The sequence below is a fragment of the Bartonella taylorii 8TBB genome (assembly GCF_902825155.1).
Taxonomy (GTDB): domain Bacteria; phylum Pseudomonadota; class Alphaproteobacteria; order Rhizobiales; family Rhizobiaceae; genus Bartonella; species Bartonella taylorii_A.
The window spans coordinates 63,190-85,235 of the sequence record NZ_CADEAG010000007.1; the positions used below are offsets into that span (position 1 = coordinate 63,190).

The 22,046-nt window shown below is 36.7% G+C and carries 14 protein-coding genes; 4 read left to right on the forward strand and 10 right to left on the reverse strand.

The genetic code is table 11. From position 1 onward, the window contains the following. Window positions 1-11 precede the first annotated feature (11 nt). The 3 genes from sufC to J7R13_RS06500 all read right to left on the reverse strand — a co-directional run bounded on the left by sufC (window position 12) and on the right by J7R13_RS06500 (window position 3,649). On the reverse strand, window positions 12-767 hold the full coding sequence (gene sufC, locus J7R13_RS06490; protein ID WP_208437977.1) for a Fe-S cluster assembly ATPase SufC: 756 nt from the start codon (window positions 765-767) through the stop codon (window positions 12-14). Between the two features lie 52 nt (window positions 768-819). Beyond that, window positions 820-2,331 (reverse strand): Fe-S cluster assembly protein SufB, encoded by a 1,512-nt coding sequence (gene sufB / locus J7R13_RS06495; protein WP_208437978.1) that lies wholly within the window; start codon window positions 2,329-2,331, stop codon window positions 820-822. A 178-nt stretch (window positions 2,332-2,509) separates the two neighbouring features. Then, window positions 2,510-3,649 (reverse strand): cysteine desulfurase family protein, encoded by a 1,140-nt coding sequence (locus tag J7R13_RS06500; RefSeq protein ID WP_208437979.1) that lies wholly within the window; start codon window positions 3,647-3,649, stop codon window positions 2,510-2,512. Between the two features lie 160 nt (window positions 3,650-3,809). Between J7R13_RS06500 and J7R13_RS06505 the strand changes: the two genes are divergently transcribed. The 3 genes from J7R13_RS06505 (at window position 3,810) to J7R13_RS06515 (ending at window position 6,710) form a co-directional block, all read left to right on the forward strand. Then, window positions 3,810-4,490: an alpha/beta hydrolase gene (locus tag J7R13_RS06505; protein ID WP_208437980.1), complete on the forward strand. Its 681-nt coding sequence runs from the start codon at window positions 3,810-3,812 to the stop codon at window positions 4,488-4,490. Between the two features lie 295 nt (window positions 4,491-4,785). Continuing rightward, a complete protein-coding gene (gene tyrS / locus J7R13_RS06510) occupies window positions 4,786-6,039 on the forward strand; it encodes a tyrosine--tRNA ligase (RefSeq protein WP_208437981.1) in 1,254 nt (417 codons plus the stop codon). 188 nt (window positions 6,040-6,227) lie between these two features. Next, window positions 6,228-6,710 (forward strand): peroxiredoxin, encoded by a 483-nt coding sequence (locus J7R13_RS06515; RefSeq protein WP_040296999.1) that lies wholly within the window; start codon window positions 6,228-6,230, stop codon window positions 6,708-6,710. Between the two features lie 130 nt (window positions 6,711-6,840). Here the strand turns inward: J7R13_RS06515 and prfB are convergent. The 3 genes from prfB to J7R13_RS06530 form a co-directional block, all read right to left on the reverse strand. Then, window positions 6,841-7,969, reverse strand: a protein-coding gene (gene prfB / locus J7R13_RS06520) for a peptide chain release factor 2 (RefSeq protein ID WP_208437982.1) whose coding sequence is annotated in 2 segments (ribosomal slippage) — window positions 6,841-7,899 and window positions 7,901-7,969 — 1,128 coding nt in all. Because the reading frame shifts where the segments join, the coding sequence is not laid out codon by codon here. A gap of 187 nt (window positions 7,970-8,156) precedes the next feature. Then, a complete protein-coding gene (locus tag J7R13_RS06525) occupies window positions 8,157-10,622 on the reverse strand; it encodes a penicillin-binding protein 1A (protein WP_208437983.1) in 2,466 nt (821 codons plus the stop codon). A 154-nt stretch (window positions 10,623-10,776) separates the two neighbouring features. Further along, window positions 10,777-12,006: an N-acetylmuramoyl-L-alanine amidase gene (locus J7R13_RS06530; protein WP_208437984.1), complete on the reverse strand. Its 1,230-nt coding sequence runs from the start codon at window positions 12,004-12,006 to the stop codon at window positions 10,777-10,779. 602 nt (window positions 12,007-12,608) lie between these two features. Here J7R13_RS06530 and J7R13_RS06535 point away from each other — a divergent pair. Beyond that, the gene (locus J7R13_RS06535) at window positions 12,609-15,224 is read left to right on the forward strand and encodes an Rne/Rng family ribonuclease (RefSeq protein WP_208437985.1); all 2,616 of its coding nucleotides are present in this window, start codon (window positions 12,609-12,611) and stop codon (window positions 15,222-15,224) included. A gap of 93 nt (window positions 15,225-15,317) precedes the next feature. Here J7R13_RS06535 and J7R13_RS06540 read toward each other — a convergent pair whose 3' ends face one another. The 4 genes from J7R13_RS06540 to J7R13_RS06555 all read right to left on the reverse strand — a co-directional run bounded on the left by J7R13_RS06540 (window position 15,318) and on the right by J7R13_RS06555 (window position 22,020). Further along, a complete protein-coding gene (locus J7R13_RS06540; protein WP_208437986.1) occupies window positions 15,318-15,929 on the reverse strand; it encodes an invasion associated locus B family protein in 612 nt (203 codons plus the stop codon). A 1,670-nt stretch (window positions 15,930-17,599) separates the two neighbouring features. Continuing rightward, complete coding sequence (locus tag J7R13_RS09675) at window positions 17,600-17,770, reverse strand: hypothetical protein (protein ID WP_246786302.1); 171 nt, start codon at window positions 17,768-17,770, stop codon at window positions 17,600-17,602. Between the two features lie 453 nt (window positions 17,771-18,223). Next, the gene (gene mfd / locus J7R13_RS06550) at window positions 18,224-21,724 is read right to left on the reverse strand and encodes a transcription-repair coupling factor (protein WP_208437987.1); all 3,501 of its coding nucleotides are present in this window, start codon (window positions 21,722-21,724) and stop codon (window positions 18,224-18,226) included. Window positions 21,725-21,729: 5 nt separating this feature from the next. Next, complete coding sequence (locus J7R13_RS06555; RefSeq protein ID WP_208437988.1) at window positions 21,730-22,020, reverse strand: FAD assembly factor SdhE; 291 nt, start codon at window positions 22,018-22,020, stop codon at window positions 21,730-21,732. Between the last annotated feature and the right edge of the window lie 26 nt (window positions 22,021-22,046).

Here is a 22,046-nt window from a genome sequence, read left to right on the forward strand (position 1 = left end):
ATTCAATGACCTCAAGCCGCTTCATGGATAATATCAGCATATCCATTTTGTTCTAAATAAAGTGCTAACGATTTATCGCCGCTTTTAATAATGCGTCCTTTATAAAGAACATGTACCGTATCAGGGATAATATAATTAAGCAGACGTTGATAATGAGTAATAACCAAGAATGAACGCTTTGAATCTCGAAGTTTATTAACACCATCTGCAACAATTTTTAACGCATCAATATCTAGACCAGAATCTGTTTCGTCTAAAATACAAAGTTTAGGTTCAAGAAGTGCCATTTGTAGAATTTCAGCTCGTTTTTTTTCTCCACCTGAAAAACCTACATTTAATGGACGTTTTAGCATGTTCATATCTATTTCAAGTTTTGAAGAAATCTCTTTAACATATTTTATAAATTCAGGAATTTTAAGCTCTTCATCACCACGTGCTTTGCGTTGAGAATTCATCGCAACTTTTAAAAACTCCATCGTTGCTACTCCAGGTATTTCCATTGGATATTGAAATGCAAGAAAAATACCATATGCCGCACGTTCTGCTGGATCCATGTCTAAAATGGATTGTCCATTGTAAAGAATATCACCTTCTATCACTTCATAATCCTCACGACCAGCAAGCAAATAAGACAAAGTCGATTTTCCAGCTCCATTTTGTCCCATGATAGCAGCAACTTCACCATCTTGAATCGTCAAATTCAAACCGCGAATAACTTCTGTATCGGTCCCAACAATCCGGGCACGTAAATTTTTTATCTCTAACATAATTAAATCCTGTTTTGGCCGTTTTACGTTAAGCACGCTCTTACCTAAACAATTACCCAACGCTACCTTCGAGGCTAATACCAATGAGTTTTTGTGCTTCAACAGCAAATTCCATTGGAAGTTTTTGAATAACTTCTTTTACAAAACCATTCACAATTAACGCTATTGCTTCTTCCTCGGGAATTCCCCGCTGCATAACATAAAAAAGCTGATCATCAGAAATTTTTGATGTCGTCGCTTCATGTTCAAATTGTGCTGTTGCGTTTTTTGCTTCAATATAAGGTACTGTATGGGCACCACAATCATTCCCAATTAGTAAACTATCACATTGCGTAAAATTACGCGCATTTTGCGCTTTTCGATGTGCTGTAACTTGCCCCCGATATGTATTATTTGAAAAACCAGCAGAAATACCTTTAGAAACAATACGACTTGATGTATTTTTTCCCAAGTGAATCATTTTGGTACCGGAATCAATCTGTTGATAACCATTTGCAACGGCAATGGAATAAAATTCCCCACGTGAATTATCACCACGCAATAAACAAGATGGATATTTCCAAGTAATTGCAGAACCAGTTTCAACTTGTGTCCATGAAATCTTAGAATTATCCCCTCGACAATCTCCTCGCTTCGTTACAAAATTATAAATGCCACCCTTACCTTCTTTGTCACCAGGATACCAATTTTGTACTGTGGAGTATTTAATTTCTGCATTTTTTAACGCAATAAGTTCAACAACAGCAGCGTGAAGTTGGTTTTCATCACGTTGAGGTGCTGTGCAACCCTCAAGATAAGAAACGTAAGAATCTTCATCGGCAATAATCAGTGTTCTTTCAAACTGGCCTGTGTTACGTTCATTAATTCTAAAATAGGTTGAAAGTTCCATGGGGCAGTGAACCCCTTTTGGGATATAAACAAATGAGCCATCTGTAAAAACAGCTGCATTTAAGGCAGCATAATAATTATCACCCGCTGGTACAACTGCTCCTAAATATTCCTTAATAAGATCAGGATGTTCTATAATTGCTTCTGAAATAGAGCAAAAAATAACGCCAGAACGTGCCAACTCTTTTTTAAATGTTGTCACAACAGAAACAGAATCAAAGACCGCATCAACAGCTACTTGTCCTGATGTATAAATACTATCATCAAAAGCAGAAGGATCAGATTGTTTTCTTACTCCTGCCAAAATTTCTTGCTCCTTGAGAGGAATGCCAAGTTTTTCATAGGTTGCCAACAATTCTGGGTCTACTTCATCTAAAGATTTTGGTCCTGTATGATTTTTAGGAGCAGCGTAATAATAAAGCTCTTGAAAATCAATTTTGGGGTATTCAATACGCGCCCAATTGGGCTCTTGCATTGTCAACCAACGGTGAAAAGCTTGTAAACGCCATGTCAACATCCATTCAGGTTCACCTTTTTTAGCAGAAATAAATCTGATAATATTTTCATCTAAACCTTTGGGAGCTTTATCTGTCTCAATATTGGTTTCGAAACCATATTTATATTGATCAACATCTATTTCACGTACTTGGCGTATTGTTTCTTGTACTGCCGGCATAAACTTTCTCCATTTTTTGGCATCAAGAACCGGTGACTAAAAGCCCTGTTTTTTTCACAAGATTAAAGTGCGCAATCCATTCTCTAGGCTATAGATAAAGTGGGAAAATTTCAATCAAGCTTATTTTATTTTTTAAAATAATTCTAATTTATAAGTATCAAATGATAAATTCTACTCTTTATCTATTACTGATAATTTGAGAAAAAAACAATAGAAAATCATCAATATCTTGAGAAGTTGTGCACCGTCCTATTGAAATGCGAATTGCTCCATTTGGAACATGATGCCCCATTGCTTCCAAAACTTTGCTTTTTTTTACTTTTCCCGAAGAACAAGCAGAACCTGCAGATACAGAAAACCCAGCCAAATCAAAACCAATTTGCAGAGTTTCAGCTTTTATATTGTGCACAGTGAAATAAGTTGTGTTTGGCAAACGCTGAACTCTTTTGCCAAAAATTTCAACATCACTGCACATTTTCTGTATTCCATCTTCTAATTTATTGCGTAAACACATTAGTTGCTTTATCTCTTCTTGGGTGAAACAATCAGCCATCGCTGCTCCAAAAGCAGCAATAAGCGGCAATGCTTCTGTTCCTCCACGTAAACCTTTTTCTTGCCCACCTCCCATAATAAGAGGATGTGGCATCAAAAGGTTCCCACATGAAACAAAAGCACCTACTCCCTTAGGTCCACCAATCTTATGCGCAGATAGTATGAAAAAATCCCCTCCTATCTGTTTAATATCAACAAAGTTTTTGTCTACATATTGTGTCAAATCAACAATAAGAATGCCTCCAGAATCCCGAACAATAGCAGCTATTTCTTTTATTTGTTGAATAACACCAGTTTCACCATTTGCAGCTTGAATAGCAACAAGAGGGAGGCCTTTTGTTTTATCGTGAACGCTTAAGAGAGAGGCTAATTTATCTTGTTGAATGAGACCATCTTGATCAACAGCAACCGTGCTGATGCATTCTTTAGAAAAACGTCCCCCTTCTGCAACAGATGGATGTTCAGTAGCGCCAATGTAAAGATGAGAAAATTTGACTTTAGAGCTCCCCATGTTATAAAAGGGTGTTAATAAAGTCATTGCTGCTTCACTCGCACCAGACGTAAATACAATATGGTCTGGATGTGTGTTAAGATTTTTAGCGATTTGTCGGCGCGCTTTTTGCAACAAAGCTTTAGCAGCACGTCCTTCTGCATGAACAGATGACGGATTACCAAAGATCTCTAAGGCTTCCAGTAATGCCACCCGTGCCGTTTTCTTGAGCGGTGTTGTCGCATTATGATCAAAATATCGGCGTCTTACAACCATTTTACATAACAACCATTCATCTTATGCATTGATTAAAAAAATAGTGCAATTTTCTTGAAAAATGCACTTAAAAAAGAATATCTAGTGATTAATTAAAAGATTCTATGGTAAAAGTCGACTAAGGTTAACGAAAGCCATTATAGCATTTAAGGAGCATTTAATGCCAGAAATTATTTTTAATGGTCCTGCAGGTCGGCTGGAAGGACGTTATCAACCTTCACAACAAAGAAATGCACCAATTGCGATTATTTTACATCCTCATCCCCAATTTGGTGGAACAATGAACAATAAAATTGTTTATGATCTCTTTTACATGTTCCAACAACGTGGCTTTACGTCATTACGTTTTAACTTTCGTGGTATTGGCCGTAGCCAAGGCGAATTTGATTATGGAATAGGAGAACTTTCAGATGCTGCAGCTGCACTCGATTGGGTGCAAACACAGCACCCTGATTCTAAAAATTGCTGGGTAGCGGGATATTCATTTGGTGCTTGGATTGGTATGCAGCTTTTAATGCGTCGACCAGAAATTGAGGGCTTTATATCTGTTGCTCCTCAACCTAATGTTTATGACTTTTCATTTCTTGCCCCTTGTCCTTCCTCTGGGCTTATTATTCACGGTGATATCGATAAAGTTGCTCCTCCAAAAGATGTACAAACGCTTGTGGATAAATTGAAAACACAAAAAGGCATTACCATTACACAAGAAATACTGGAAGGTGCTAATCACTTTTTTAGTGGGTGCAATCAAGAACTTATTGAACGATGCGCACAATATTTAGACAATCATATTACAGGTGAATTCCTCACTCCTCCCCCTGAAATACTTTCACTTACTTAAAAGCGCTAGAAATTTATAAAAAATGAAAAAAATCTTTCTGATAGCAAGGTGCCTTCTTGTTTTTTACATTGTTTTCTAGCTTTTCTATATCCACCTGCATTTAGGAAGAAAAACAACACCTTCCCTCTCAATGAGAAGAATGTTTCCCTAAAATATACAAGCAAAATAGTATCTGTATTATCTTTCGTTGCCAATATTGTCTGTTCTCTTGTGAGATACGCATTATTTATGGTAGAGAAAATGCACTAACGATCCATTAATAAACGAATGCAATATTAGTCAGGAAATAAAATTCGTGCTTGCCTTTAAATCTGATTTTTTACACATTATGAGCGAACGTGGCTTTATTCACCAAATTTCGGATGAAAAAGGCTTAGATGATCTTTTTTCAAAAGAAGTTGTAAGCGCTTATATTGGATTTGATCCTACAGCATCAAGTCTACATGCCGGAAGTCTTCTTCAAATTATGATGCTTTATTGGTTACAAAAAACCGGACATCGCCCTATTGCTTTGATGGGTGGAGGAACAGGGCTGATCGGCGATCCTTCTTTCAAAGATGAAGCTCGACGGCTTCTGACACAAGATGATATTGCTTCAAACATCGCTAGTATTAAAAAGGTATTTGCTCACTATTTAACCTTTGGTGATAAAAATAACGATGCATGCATTGTCAATAATGCTGAATGGTTATGCAATTTAAACTACTTAGAATTTTTACGTGATGTAGGAAAACATTTTTCAGTCAACCGTATGTTGTCGTTTGATTCTGTCAGGCTGAGACTTGAACGTGAACATTCTTTGTCATTCTTAGAGTTTAATTATATGATCCTACAAGCTTATGATTTTGTTGAACTTTATAAGCGCTATGGTCTTCGTATGCAAATGGGTGGCTCTGATCAATGGGGCAATATTATCAACGGAATTGAGTTAGGACATCGGTTAGGAACAACGCAGTTGTATGCATTAACCTCGCCATTGCTGACAACTTCTTCCGGTGCAAAAATGGGTAAGTCATTGAATGGCGCCGTATGGCTTAATGCAGATATGCTTTCGCCTTATCAATTTTGGCAATATTGGCGCAATACAGAAGATGCTGATGTTATACGATTTTTAAAGCTTTATACCACATTGCCAATGGATGAGATTCTTAAGCTTTCTACATTGCAAGGGACTGAAATTAACGAAGCAAAGAAAATTCTTGCAACAGAAATTACAGCAATGTTGCATGGACGTAGTCTTGCGGAAGCAGCAGCAGAAACCGCTCGTAAAACTTTTGAAGAAAAAGCACACGGGGAAAATCTTCCAACTGTTGATATTAATACAGCAAAATTAAAAACAGGTGTTGGCTTACTAACTCTTTTAGTACAAGCAGGATTAGCCAAATCTAACAGTGAAGCGCGCCGACATGTTCAAGGCGGAAGTGTGCGTATCAATGATAAAATCATTGAAGATGAAACACATCTTGTTTTTGAAGGAGATGTCAACATATCAGGAATGATTAAACTTTCCTTCGGTAAGAAAAAACACGTGATACTGAAACCAGTATAATTTCTTTATAATTCTTTGTCTTCTTTCTCTAATCTTTATGTTCTTTTGTTACGTAATAATATCTTGATGCTTATGGTTTTTCACACGAACTTTCTTTTCTCAATTTAACCTTTATGATATAAAGTTGAAGAGTGATTTCTTCTCTGTATTTTTATACGCAATGCTTACGAAAAAAAGAAAGACAAAAAATGACAAGATTGATGAAAGGCTCCTCTGCTCCTAATTTTGATTTACCACGCGATGGTGGAGGGAAATTATGTCTTTCTGATCTTCAAGGAAAAATCGTTGTTTTATATTTTTATCCGAAGGACGATACTAGTGGGTGCACGAGTGAAGCGATTGATTTTACCAGATTGAAAAAAAAATTTGATGAAATCGGAGTTGTTATTATTGGAATATCTCCAGATAGTATTCGAAAACATGATAAATTCAAAACAAAACACGCGCTTGATATCATCCTTGTTTCCGATGAAGAAAAAACGACACTTGAGGCTTACGGTGTTTGGGTTGAAAAAAGCATGTATGGGCGCAAATATATGGGTGTTGAACGAAGCACTTTTCTGATTGATACAACTGGAAAAATAGCAGAAGAATGGCGTAAAGTTAGCGTACCTAGACATGCCGAAGAGGTGTTAGCTGCTGCTGCGCTTTTACATCGTAATGATTTATAAGTTTTGTTATTCGAGCGGCTATAAGGCGTAAGAACCACCCTCCCATAGGCTTTAATGAATTTGGGTATATGGATTGAATTTAATACACAAAGTGATGAACTTATAAGATCTTAAAAAAGATTGTATCTGATTAATCAGTATCTTCAATTTCTTGGCCTTTTCCATAAAGGCGTTGAGCAAGTGTTGCTTCTATAAATGCATCTAAATTTCCATTAAGTACAGATTGTGGATCAGTATTTTCAACACCTGTGCGTAAATCTTTGACAAGCTGATAGGGTTGAAGAACATAAGATCTAATTTGATGTCCCCACCCGATTTCTGTTTTAGAAGCTTCAACAGCATTTGTTTCTTCTTCTCTCTTTTTGAGTTCTTCTTCATAAAGTCTTGCCCGCAACATCGACCACGCAGTTGCCCGATTTTTATGTTGAGAACGCTCCGTTTGACATTGTACAACAATACCTGTTTTTATATGCGTAATGCGCACTGCGGAATCTGTCGTATTGACATGCTGCCCTCCAGCTCCTGATGCACGATATGTATCAATACGAACATCTGCTTCTGAAACATCAACTTCAATATTATCATCAATGACTGGATAAACCCAGATGCTTGCAAAAGAGGTATGGCGCTTTGCATTCGAATCAAATGGCGAAATACGTACCAAACGATGAACACCTGATTCTGTTTTCAACATACCATAAGCGTTATGCCCTTTTACAAGAATAGTCGCTGATTTTATTCCTGCTTCTTCTCCATCGTGAATTTCTAATATCTCAACCTTCATTTTATGCTGTTCAGCCCAGCGCGTATACATGCGTAATAACATAGAAGCCCAATCTTGGCTTTCCGTGCCTCCTGCACCAGCATGAACTTCCAGATAAGTATCATTCGGATCGACTTCTCCGGAAAGAAGCACATCAATTTGTCTCTTATCTATCTCACTCTTAAGATTACGTATTGAATTTTCTGCATCAGTGATAATTTCGACATCGCCTTCCTCTTCACCCATCGCGATTAACTCAATGCACTCTTCGAGTGTTTTTGTAAATGAACGAATGCCATTGATTGAATCATCAAGATGTTGACGTTCACGCATCATATCTTGCGCTTGTTGTGCATTATCCCAAAGTGTTGGATCTTCTGCTTTTTGATTGAGATATTCGAGACGTTTTAGCGACTGATCCCAGTCAAAGATGCCCCCTTAGCAACTTAATTGCTTTTTGGATTTCATCGACTAATGTTTCTATTTCTGCTCGCATAACTTAACACTATAGTTTTTATTTTTAAACGATCTTTTTAGTTTATCCTTTTTAGGCATTTTATACATACTTATAGATTGTAAAAATGAACAACATGGTTTCATCAATCTATTTACCGTAGCTACTTACGAAAAAACAGATAAAAACATTTGCCTCTGCCACTTATGTCAAGGGATTCTTTTATCGATTAATACAACCCACCCGTACCACTTTCAAGAGCCTTGTTGACCTGTGGAGAAGTTGTTCCTGAAGGTACACCTTCTTGAAAAGAATCCGTACTACCAATTACCTGGTATATATCAGCAGGTCCAGTCCCTGGCTTAAATGCTTCTATAATGACATCATGATCTCCTCTTTCCGCGAGCATGCCTGTCTTACGATTAATAGGCATTAAAATCATACCTTCTGGCATCTTGAATGGTACATCTGGTTTTCCTTTCAGAGCTTCTCCCACAAATTCACCAAAAATAGGTGCTGCCAATGAACTTCCTGTTCCGTTGTATCCTAATGGTGCTGGTTGATCGTAACCAATAAAAATACCAACGACAAGATCAGGGGTAAAACCCATAAACCACACATCTTTAGAATCATTGGTGGTTCCTGTTTTAGCGGCAATATGTCGATTGAGGTAACGTAAACGTGCAGCTGTACCGCGCTGAACAACTCCTTCCATCATTGATGTAATCTGATAGGCCGTCATAGGGTCAAGAACTTGATCTCGCTCATCGAGCAATGTAGGCTCACTTTGATTATCCCATGACTGAGCATGACAATTCTCACAGATACGATCATCATGACGATAAATCGTTTTCCCATAACGATCTTGAATTCTATCTATCAGAGAAGGCTTAATAGAGCGCCCCCCATTGGCAATAACTGAATAAGCTGTAACCATTCGTAAAACTGTTGTTTCAGCAGCTCCTAAGGCCATAGGAAGATAAGGCTGTAATTTATCTACAATACCAAAACGCTCTGCATATTCAGCTACAAGAGGCATTCCCATATCATAGGCAAGTCGTATTGTCATAAGATTACGGGAATGTTCAATGCCATAACGCAGTGTTGAAGGCCCAGCAAATGTACCACCATAATTTTTAGGTTGCCAAATATCGCCATTATATTGACGAATTTCAATGGGGCCATCTAAAACAACAGATGCTGGTGTATATCCATTATCGAGTGCCGCTGCATACACAAAGGGCTTAAAAGCTGAACCAGGCTGACGATAGGCTTGTGTTGCACGATTAAATTCAGATGCAGCAAAAGAAAAACCTCCCACCATTGCAAGAACACGCCCTGTGTGAGGCTCCATAGCAACAACTGCACCTTCAACTTTTGGAATTTGTTGTAAGCGATAAACGCTGTTTGTATTGGGTACTTTTTCAACAAAAACCACATCTCCAACTTGCAGGACATGAGATAAATTCTGAACAACTCTTCGATGGCCATTCTCTTTCACAACATTTAGTGCCCATTTTGAATCGGCTTCAGATAAAATAGCAGTTTCCCGTTTTTTTGATAATAAACCTGAGGCTTCACGCTCTGGCTGTAAACCAATCTCCACTTTATTATCGTTTGTAGAAAGAACAACGGCTAAACGCCATTCAGGAACATCACTTAACCCTGTGATATTTGCAAGTTCTATACCCCAATCATCTTTCTTATCAATATTATCATAAGCTCCCCGCCAACCTTGTGAATGATCAAATTTAATTAACCCATTGTGTAAAGCTCGCCGCGCAAGAAGTTGCAAATGTGGATCAAGCGTTGTACGAATTGAAAGCCCACCTTCGTAAAGTGTTTTAGCGCCATAACGATACATTAAACGGCGACGCACCTCTTCAGTAAAATAGTCAGCAGCAAAAACATAACTATCACTACCACGCATTGTTGCTCCTAAGGGATTCGCTTTAGCTTTTTCACCTTGTTCACGCGTTATATATCCATTTGCAATCATGCGATCTATAACCCAATTGCGCCGACTAATAGCACGTTTTGTATTTTTGAACGGATCATAATTCGCCGGACCTTTTGGAAGAGCAGCCAAATAAGCACACTGTTCTAGAGTAAGATCATTGACGGATTTATTGAAATAAGTCAAAGAAGCTGCTGCAATACCATAAGTACCACGGCCAAGATAAATTTCGTTGAGATAAAGTTCAAGAATATGATCTTTTGAATAGGTCTTTTCAATACGCATCGCCAGAATAGCTTCTTTTAATTTACGCTCTAATGTTGTTTCTGAGTTTAAAAGGAAGTTTTTAGCGACTTGTTGTGTAATGGTTGACGCCCCCTCTGGGCGTTTTCCAGAACCAATATTCCGGATATTATTGATTAAAGCTCGAGAAAGCCCTTCGGGATCTAAGCCGAAATGACGATAAAAATTTTTGTCTTCAGCAGAAATAAAAGCCTCTTTAAGAATCTTTGGTATTGACTGAATTGGTAAATAAAGGCGATGTTTTGTTGCAAACTCTGCCATAAGACTACCATCAGCAGCATGGACGCGTGTCATCACAGATGGTTCATAGAGGGAAAGAACTTCATAATCAGGAAGTGCACTTGTCTGCTCCTGTGCTATCGCGCCCTGTATCACTGCTTCCCCAACCACAACAGTGATAACAAAACTAAGAAAATATCTAAAAAAAATCATCATCAAAACGGCTATCGCTTTCTTTAAAATTGATCAGAGAAAAAATATGTTATCTTACTAACACCATGCGGATATCTCTGCTAGACTGAGCTAAAGAAAAAGCTGTTTTCTCTCTTTTACCTAGAGGCCAACATTGATACTCTATTTTCTCATAAATTTAAAGAGGCTGTATAATTTTCTGCCTATACTCAGCAAATTGACGAATAGAATACGCAAGAGAAGTTGCCATTTGTTTTCTCCATTGAGGATTACTTAATAATTTTTCATCCTCTTTATTCGATAAATAACCTATCTCTATCAAAACAGACGGTATATCTGAAGCCCTTAACACTTGAAAATCAGCATACCGATGAGGGTTATTTATCAGATTAATATTGTTTTTTAATAAGTTTGAAACAACACTATTCGCAAAATTCACCGAAAATGCATGCGTTTCACGTCGGGTAAGATCGATCAAAATATCTGTAACTTCAAGCGATTCATCTGCAGGCAAACCATCCAGAAGATCAACTTTATTTTCACTTTCCGCTAAGGACTTTGCAATTGCATCAGATGCCTTATCTGATATGGTATAAACTGTAGCACCGCGAAGAGAGTGTACATTAATGGTATCTGCGTGAATGGATATAAAAAGATCAGCGCCGAACTCTCGGGCTTTTTTAACTCTTTCACTTAATCTTAAAAAGATATTAGAATCGCGTGTTAAAGTAACCATGATATGAGAATCCTTTTTTAATTCATCTCGTAGAACACGTGCAAAGGCTAGTGTTACATCTTTTTCTAAAATGCCGCTAATACCTCGTGCACCACCATCAATTCCACCGTGTCCAGGATCAAGAACAACACGAAAATTACGTGTCGACATTCTTTGTGTTTTTATATCGAGATTGACTTTTTGTTGTTTTTTAAATATCTCGTCGAATTTTTCTTGTGTACTTTTACTAATATCAATCAGCAGTTGCCATAAACCATTCTCTAATTTTCGTACTGTAGTCTTTTCAACAACAAAAGCAATTTTGCTTGTCAAAATAATACGTGAAGTCCGTACGTCAGATAAACCGTAACGCACGTTTGATAACATGCCTGATAATATATTCTGTTTCTTTAAAGGCGTACTTTGTGCTGAAAAATCAACTGTAGGTAAATTAATAACTAAACGCGCAGGTTTATCCAAAATCTGCAAACGAACATTTGGTTCAGCATTAAAAACTGCAATAATACGCGTATGGGCACTATCACCAATAGCCCGCAAATTGATAAGTTTAAGAGCACCTGCAGCTCGGATATCTGTTTGGAATATTAAAAAAAACAACAAACAATATGGGATGCATAACAAAACACCCCACCACACCATTTTCAGCTTTTTGGTAGAAAACCCTCTTATCATAAGCGAAATATTTGATATCCTACATTATAAACAACTCGTATCACCCCTATAAAAGCGACGCTCAAATCTACCCAATCTTCTTCAATAAATGCTGAATTTTTTAATGGTAAGCAATAAAAAAAACTAAATTAAGGCAATAAAGACATTATAATGATATGTATCTATATTGTTACTTGCCAAAACCATGATATCAACATAAAAGAATATTTACGCTTTCTAGCAAATAGTAACCATCTGAATTATCTGTAATCCATATTAAGTTGTCTTTAGAAGATTTTTTGCACATTACACATTTAGGCTTTTTATGGATGAAAATTTTTTATGTCACAAAAGCTAAGATTGCGCTATTTAAGATTCGCGAGTTCGGATATCCGAACTATTTTAAAGATTGTTTTACCGGAGACTTAAAAAAATTATGAGTCATATAAAACAAATGGAGATGACGATTAGAAATACTGTAAATGCGACCATGCATCTGCACGTAGTGTCCCATTCTGTTTTGCTGGTACCTCCCTTTTATGGCAGACCGCCTCTCACCTTTGCGAATAATCATACTATTCGTTTGAATAAAGTTGCGCATGTCGCCTTCAGGATTTTAGCTTATGTCAAACAAAATGCTTATAGATGCCTCCCATCCGGAGGAAACACGTGTTGTTGTTGTTCACGGCAACAAAATTGAAGAACTTGATTTTGAATCAGAACATAAAAAGCAGCTCAAAGGGAATATTTATCTAGCACGTATTACACGTGTAGAGCCATCACTCCAAGCAGCTTTTGTCGAATACGGTGGTAACCGCCATGGTTTCTTGACGTTTTCTGAAATTCATCCTGATTATTATCAAATTCCTATCGCTGACCGTCTTGCTCTCCTTGAAGAAGAGGAGAAGGCTGCTATCGGGGAAAACTATGTAGATAGTTCTACTGAAGAAACAAACAAGCATAAAAAACATTCCAGAAAAACAAAAAAAGATGCGCGTAACAATGTCATGGCAGCAGATATTGAAGATGATATAATATCTGAAGAAATAGCAGTTGATGAAACAGAAGAAGTATTTAGTGCAAGTGTTTCTCATGATGATATTGAAATGGTTGGTGCCGACGATGTGCGTGAAGAACTCCCTACCTATCAACGAAAACAAGGACGTCAATATAAAATTCAAGAGGTGATTAAACGACGTCAAATTTTGTTGGTACAAGTCATCAAGGAAGAACGTGGTAATAAAGGCGCTGCACTTACAACATATTTATCTTTAGCAGGCCGTTATTCTGTTTTAATGCCTAATACAGCACGTGGTGGTGGTATTTCACGAAAAATCACAAATATACAAGATCGCAAGCGTCTTAAAGAAATTGTAAAAGAATTAGCAGTTCCCAAAGGTATGGGCGTTATCTTACGAACTGCTGGAGCGAATAGAACAAAAGCTGAAATTAAACGTGATTATGAATATCTTACGCGGCTATGGGATACTGTGCGCACTTTGACACTCAAATCAACGGCACCGTGTCTTGTTCATGAAGAAAGCAATCTCATAAAACGTTCTATACGAGATCTTTATAATAAGAATATCGATGAAATTCTTGTTTCTGGTGACCAAGGATATCGTGAAGCAAAAGACTTTATGCGTATGCTCATGCCAAGTCATGCAAAAGTTGTACAACCTTACCGCGATCCTATCCCTATTTTCGCACGCAACAATATCGAAATTCAACTTGATAAAATGTTACATCCACAAGTTTCTTTAAAATCTGGTGGTTATCTTGTTATTAATCAAACAGAAGCGCTTGTTGCTATTGATGTAAATTCTGGTCGCTCTACCAAAGAACTTTCTGTAGAAAAAACAGCATTACAAACCAACCTTGAAGCCGCGGAAGAAATAGCGCGTCAACTACGTTTACGTGATCTTGCTGGTTTGATTGTGATTGATTTCATTGACATGCTTGAAGAGCGTAATGTGAAGCTGGTAGAAAAAAAGTTGAAGGATTGCTTAAAAAGTGATCGTGCCCGTATTCAGGTTGGCCATATTTCACACTTTGGCCTTTTGGAAATGAGTCGTCAGCGTATTCGTGTATCAGTTTTAGAGAGTACAACACAACCCTGCCCACATTGTGCTGGAACAGGAAATATCCGTTCTGAATCCTCAATTGCCTTACATGTTATGCGCTCAATTGAAGAATATCTTCTTCATAATCCTCAACACAACATTATTGTACGAACGCCTGTAACAACAGCGCTTTATGTATTAAACCACAAACGCAATATTCTTGTTAATCTAGAAGCGCGCTTTAAACTTAATATTAGTATTGAAGCAGATGATAGCATTGGAACGCAACATCTTATTATTTCTAAAGGTACAATAGCAGAAGCAGTTTCTCAACCTCCATTGACCTTTGAAGATAACAATAAAGAAGAAGTTGAGGATGCAATTTTAATAGACAACCTTTCTATCGAAAATAAAATACCCGTTGAAACAAACCAAAAACGTCGGCGTAAAAATCCTCACGATGAGATTAATGACAATTCTCTTTCCACCACTCATAAAAAAGACGATACACTAAATGATGACTCTCGTCGTCGAGTCCGTCGTCGGGGGCGTCGTGGCGGTCGCCGTAATCAGGACAATAGTTTTTATCAACTTCGTATTCCTTATGCAGAACCGGTAGGAGATTTTGCTAAACAAGCCTTAGAAGAAATTAAAACAGCGTATCGCAAACGCCGTGTTCCAGTTGCAAAATCTGTTCCATTGGAAGAAGCGAAAAGCGATATACAACACTTGAGTATACAACAAGATGAAACGGTAAAAGTTGATACGGTTGTTAAGCCCAAGAAACGTAAAGTGCGTTCTTCAAAAACAGTGCAAAATCAGCAAACCATTGAAAATGCTCAGAATGTAGCGGCACCAGAATCTTCAGAAGAAAAATCTACAACCGACTCGATACATAAAGCTAAAACAAAAAAAATCTCTGAATCTGCTCATGAGATGGTCGAAAAAACTCCTAAAAATAGCAAAAAAACAACACGTAAAACATATAAAAAATTACTCTCTAAAGAATCAATAGCAACAAAAGAAACCTCAAAGCAGAAAACTGTAAGTGAAGAATCTTTCGAACAAACTCCACTCAAAGCCGATCACCCTGTTGTTATACCATCAACACCTAATGATGCTCCCAAAACTGAACGTATTGGTTGGTGGAAACGTAGAAGTCTTTCTAAAAGCTAAACATAAAAAAAACGCCACAAATATTTTGTGGCGGTTTAAATAAATAAACATAAACAAAACTTCAAAAAATGCTCTTGTTATGTCGTATATTGATTAGTTTTGTTTAGCTTTCTCTTGTTCAGCACGCATACGATCTTCAATCTCTTTTTGCTTTGATTGAATAGCTTGTTGCAGCTTTATTTGTTCTTGTTGAAAATCTTTTTCTTCCATACCAGGACCTGTGTATGCAGCTGTGAAGCCATTAAGAGAAAATTCAATAGGATTAGCCGAACCACGGAAATTAATTGTGGTTACAACCATTTTTGAACCACTTTTCATAGCAGTAATGAGCTTATCATCTAAGATATCGTTGGCAATACAGCTCGGCCCATTACAAATAATATAAGGAATTTTCTTAGAGAAATTATCCCCTATTTGAATATGAACACCCTCTGGCAAAAAACGACCTGTAGGCACTTGAATGCCTATGCGTTTTTCATTTTGTTTCCCTTTTATTTCAACGAGATTAAAAGCCGTCAAAGGCTGTCCAGTATTTGACACAACAGTGTTCATTGTATTACAAACATCAACATCATGCTGCTTACTACAAACCTTATACCAACCTTGAGATAAAGTCTGCGCACTCGTAGAAGTGTGAATTGTAAGAAAAAGAGCAGCAGCTCCCGCTAATACTGAAACAACAGAATAAACATTTTTATGCGACATGATTAAGTGAATCCTTTCAACGCGCTTTTACAATAACCCCAACATTAGGAATATTAAATATATTTTAATTAAGTGTATTAAATTAAACCAATGAAATGACACCCTCTTTTACGCTTCTTACTTCAATATAAAGAGAAAAGTCAAATTTGGAGAAAAAAGCTACAAATAGCTAATCAAATTCTTATGCACTCATATACAGCATCCCCCTTATAATATTGGCCTTTTATGAATCTATCGATAAAAGCCTCTAGTGCAATGGAACAAAGTAAAATTGTATAAACGAATCAATACTGCGATATAACTAAAGTAAATTACTATGTTATTCTATAGTTTATTAATTTAAAATTTTCTTTATATTTATAGTTTTTTTAAGCTATGCAGCTTTAGCAACAGGCATTGCAATGTATCGAGCTCTTAAATTTCCAGACAAAATTGAAAATTTTTCTTATGCCTCTCCTAATGCAAACAGAAAAGGTAAAGTTGCTTATGGTGTTGTTGGAGCATTTGATAAACCAAAATTCCTTTTTCATCTGTAATTTTAGAACAACTGAAAAAGAAGTGTTTTTGGATGAATTTTCCTAGTTTTATTATGATAACAGTAATTGTAGATTTCTCATGGTGAAGCTTCTGCCATTTATAGCTTCATAACAGAAGAAGTTGAATACATAATGAATGCATTAAAATTACTTTTTTTCTTAATCCAAAGGCACGCTTTTCAGATGAAAATCCTATAATAGTCGAAAGCGTTTTATTTACAAAAAAACTTCTATCCTGATGCAATTCTTTCTGAAGTTATGAATAAAATTGTGTATTTTCAAAACAGATGAATCAAGTATAGACCGATCAACTGCAAAAAAGCTTGGAAATTCCTACAAGAAGCAGGTTTAGCCAAAAACAACAGAATTATTGCTTCTCGTGATTTGGCTTTCCATTTTGAAATTATGACTCAATCTCTTGGAGAAAAAAAGTTGCACTTGTATTTCAAAGCATTTTATCACCCATTGGTATCCATGCTGAAATAAGAACCGTTGATGATAGCCAATATCAATATCGCTTAGGAATGTTTGATTTTTACTTGATTATAAAGAAATTAAAAAAAACTCTCTTTCACCAAAAAACGAACAAATAAATCGTTGAAGTTCGTATTCCAGAAATTTGAAAGGGAATTTTAATTTTTCTGGAGCGTTTGATCGTATACACTATAGATGCGATGCTTAACACGCACTCAGATGCTGATTTCATCGCAGCAGTTTGAGCTTTATCCTAATTTTTATACTTTTTTACAATATCTCATAATAAAATAATCGAATATAAGTATACCATGAAAATATCGTAAAAACAATGAATTAATTACTTTTGTTTAAACAACTCTTTAATATAAAAAAGCATACGATTTATAATTGTCTTTCTCTTATTTGGAAGCATTATATTGTGTACTTTTCTCATAGTTCTACACAATAGAGGCGTGCTTTTTACGAGCGAAGGGTTTGCGCGTTTATCCTGTCCTTGTATCCTTCGCCCACCTAAAATCTTCTCGTCTCCAACTAAAATCTTTTTTTACATCACCGTACAACATACTCTCCTGAATTTTGCAACTAATAATAAAAATGAGATAATTCTTTCTTATTTCATCAATCTCTTCATCATATCCTCTGCATCACCATTTAATCTCAATTCATAAGTGCATCGAGATTCATATATTTTCTTACTTCACTTACTTTTTCTTTATACTCCCCTACTTCATACCCCCTTGCTCTATGCACTCTATATGCTAATTCTCCTTTTTCTTTAGCTAAATCACTTGATTTAAATTTAAGACTGAGGTTTAAGGCGTTCTTCAACGAGATCGTTCTGCTCCCGTATAAGTTGATCGTGTTGTGTCTTAGAAACGCGTATTTGTGAAAAGCATTAAATCAGTAAATGTTTTTTCAATAAATTTTATTTTTTTAATAACTTGCAATCTTTCTTTAAGATACTGGTATTTTTCATCAAGTGTTAAATCAGAAAGAGATAACTCAGTTAAAAAAGCTTCGGCATGAGTATTTTTTTATGCCACATATTAAAGTGAATAACAAAAAGGCTATAATATAGTAAGCAACCTTTTTAATGAAAAAATCATATTACTCTATTTTTGTTTGTGTTTTAGAAAATTTACAAAATTCCATTAATAGCACATATATGTGCATTCTCGTGTTATGAATGCGCTGTTTAATCTATTTCATTTATTGCATCAATGTGTGTTATAATATAATTCTATAAAAATAGATGATAGCTTTAAAAGAATGGAAAAATTTCTAAGCAGAATGTTGTTCTGCCATTTCTACGAGCTGTGTCATAACAGTCGCTGCTCCAGCAAGTCTTTCATCGACTGTTGCCCAATCACGAATAAGAACGATACTTTGATCTGGTCGAATTTTTGCCATCGAGCCTTGCTTTCCAACCCACTGAACAAGAGCAACACTATTTGCAAAATAATTATTGCGAAACTGTATAACAACACCCTTTGGTCCAGTATCCAATTTTTCTACATGCGCTTTTCGACACAATGTTTTTATGTAAAAGACTTTAAGAAGATGTTGAACTTCAAGGGGTAAAGGACCAAAGCGATCAATTAACTCTGCTGCAAATTCATCAATTTGTTCTAAATCATCAAGTTCTGTTAAACGACGATAAAGCCCCATACGTAATGGTAAATCAGGTACAAAACTTTCTGGTATCATCACTGTTGTACCAAGTGAAATTTGAGGTGACCATTGCCTATCTTCATTTTGTTCGCCATCTTTTAACTCAGCAATGGCTTCTTCAAGCATTTTTTGATAGAGTTCAAATCCAACTTCTTTGATATGCCCCGATTGCTCTTCACCCAAGAAATTACCTGAACCGCGAATATCCATATCGTGACTTGCTAATTGAAAACCAGCTCCCAAGGTATCAAGAGATTGTAAAACTTTAAGACGACGATCAGCAGCAGTTGTTAAAACTTTACCAGAAGGAAAGGTAAAGAGTGCGTAAGCACGTTGTTTTGAACGCCCTACCCTACCACGCAATTGGTAGAGAGCTGCAAGACCAAACATCTCAGCACGATGTACGATTAATGTATTAGCTGTTGGGATATCAAGACCTGATTCAATAATGGTAGTTGACAGGAGAACATCATATTGCCCATCATAAAATGCATTCATAATATCATCAAGTTGTCCGGCTGGCATTTGCCCATGCGCTACAATAAATTTGAGTTCGGGAATATGTGTTTTGAGGTATTCTTCTACAGAAGTAAGATCAGAAATGCGAGGACAAACATAAAAGCTTTGTCCACCACGATAATATTCTCGAAGCAATGTTTCGCGTATAACGAGTGAATCAAATGGTGAAATAAAAGTGCGTACCGCCATTCTATCAATGGGTGGAGTCGTTATCAATGAAAGTTCACGTACTCCTGATAATGCTAACCCTAAAGTTCGAGGTATGGGAGTCGCTGAAAGGGTGAGAACATGAATATCACTTTTAAGCTTTTTTAACCTCTCTTTGTGTTTTACGCCAAAATGCTGCTCCTCATCAATAATAAGAAGTCCTAATCGTGAAAAATTAACTGCATCGCTTAATAATGCATGTGTTCCAATGACAATATCAATTGTACCATCTGCAATACCCTTTTTCACTTGTGTAAGTTCTTTAGTCTTCACAAGTCTTGAAGCATGGCCAATTTTAACAGGTAATCCTTGAAAGCGTGAAATAAAAGTTTTGTAATGTTGTCGTGAAAGCAAAGTTGTCGGCACAACAACAGCAACCTGATATCCATTTAATGCTGCAACAAAAGCACTTCGAATGGCAATTTCTGTTTTTCCAAAACCAACATCACCACATATTAAGCGATCCATTGGTTTTCCTGATGCCAAATCGTCTAAAACCGCATCAATTGCATCCATTTGATCTTCCGTCTCTTCATAAGGAAAGCATGCAACGAACTCATCAAATGGTCCAATTGGTGGAACCAAAGCAGGTGCAGACCGCGTAGCACGCTCTGCAGCTATACGGATCAGCTGGCCTGCCATTTCCAATAAATGTTTCTTTAGTCGTGTTTTACGTGCTTGCCAAGCAACACCACCTAATTTATCTAACGTTACATCTGTTCTCTCTGATCCGTAACGTGAAAGAAGCTCAATATTTTCAACGGGTAAAAAAAGTCTATCACCGTCAGCATACTTAATTTCAAGACAATCTCGTAAAATTCCAGTGGTCGTGATGGTTTTAAGACCAACAAATTGTCCAATACCATGGTCAATATGCACAACAATATCACCAGAATTTAAAGCAGAAATTTCAGAGATAAAATTTGCATTGTGTTTACGCCGCTGTGGTGATCTTATTAACCGATCGCCAAGGATATCCTGCTCTGCTATAATAACAAAATCTTCCACTTCAAAACCATGCTCAATCATTATAACCGCCGCAGTTATATGATCTCGGGGTGTTGCTCTTACAGTTTGTAATGATTTGACAATTTCTATTTTTTTCAATCCATACTCATCGAGAACCTGCAACAAACGATTCATTGATCCTTCGCTCCAACAAGCTAAGAGAACCTTCTTGCCAGCAGCACGCAATGAAGCAATATGATGAACCACACTTGAAAAAACATTTTTTTCTTGCGCATTACGCTCTTTTACAAAGTCATATCCTAGTTTAATATTCGCGTGAACAACAGTTTGTCCAAAAGTTTGTAGAACATCAAAAGGTGTGAAATCAACACGCTGTCCGGATTGTTGCGCGCGCTCTAAAACACGCTCTGGTGTTAAATAGAGAAGATTAGGTTCTATTGGATGGTAAGAAGCAGGATTCTTTTTATCGGTTTCAAGCTCTTTGCGTGCATCATAATAATCTTCAATAAGGCGATAGCGTTCAATAAGCACTTCTTCTATGAGATGTTCAAAGACAATAGGTAAATTACCGCAATGGTCAAAAAAAGTGTCAAGTTTTTCGTAAAAAAATGGTAACCAATGTTCCATACCGGCAAAACGTCGCCCTTGAGAAAGAGCTTCATAAAGCATGTTATTTTTTTGTGACACACCAAATGTACGAATATAATTGCTTTTAAATCGACTCACACGCTCAGGTGTAAGAACAACTTCACTCATTGAGTGTAAAAAAAAATCAGTTCTTTTATTTGTTGTTCTTTGTGTTGCCGTTTCAAATACGCGGATGGTTTCCAAAGTGTCACCAAAAAAATCAAGCCGTAAAGGTTCAGTATCAATAGGAGAAAAAATATCAAGAATTCCTCCTCTCACAGCAAATTCACCAACATCACGTACAACCGTAACGCGTTCAAAACCATTGGATTCTAAAAATTGAATTAAATGCCCCATGTTAGCACGCTGACCAACACGTACATGAATCATTTGATTTTCAATCATTTCATGAGGAGGTAGTTTTTGAATAATTGCATTTGCTGTTGTTAATATAATTGCAGCACGTGGATTCTTACGTAAATTTGCTATATGTGCCAAAGCTGAGAACCGACGTGCCATAACAGAAATCCCAGGAGATACTCTGTCATAGGGTAAACAATCCCATGCAGGAAATTGAAGTACAGGCAAATTTGGCTCAATAAAATTTAAAACTTGCTGTAAATGAACAATTTTTGTTCCATCACGGACAACATAGATAAGTGGTTTATTTTGTGCAATTTCTGAACTCAATTTGGCAAGTGCAAAAGCTTCAAATCCATCAGTAATTCCATCAAAAATTATATGAGCAGAAACGTTTTTGGGAATGACAATTTTTTTAAATATAGGCATAGAAATCAATTTAAATTTATGCAAAGATGGTAGTTTACAACGTCACGAAAAAGTGGACCATCAACTTCAGAAGGTGGTGAAATTTCTCCCGTAACCCATGCAAATAAATCGCGATCATCAAAAGACATAATATACTCAAGTTCAGAAATCGTTTTAGCATTCATTCCAGCAATATGGGAATCTACGTAGTGTCCAAAAATTAAATCCATTTCACGAATACCACGGTGCCATGCACGAAAAACCAATCGGCGGCGGCGCACGTCCAGTTGATCTTCGTCAACGACAAAAACTGTCATAAAAGTCTCCTTGAATTAAGTAAAAA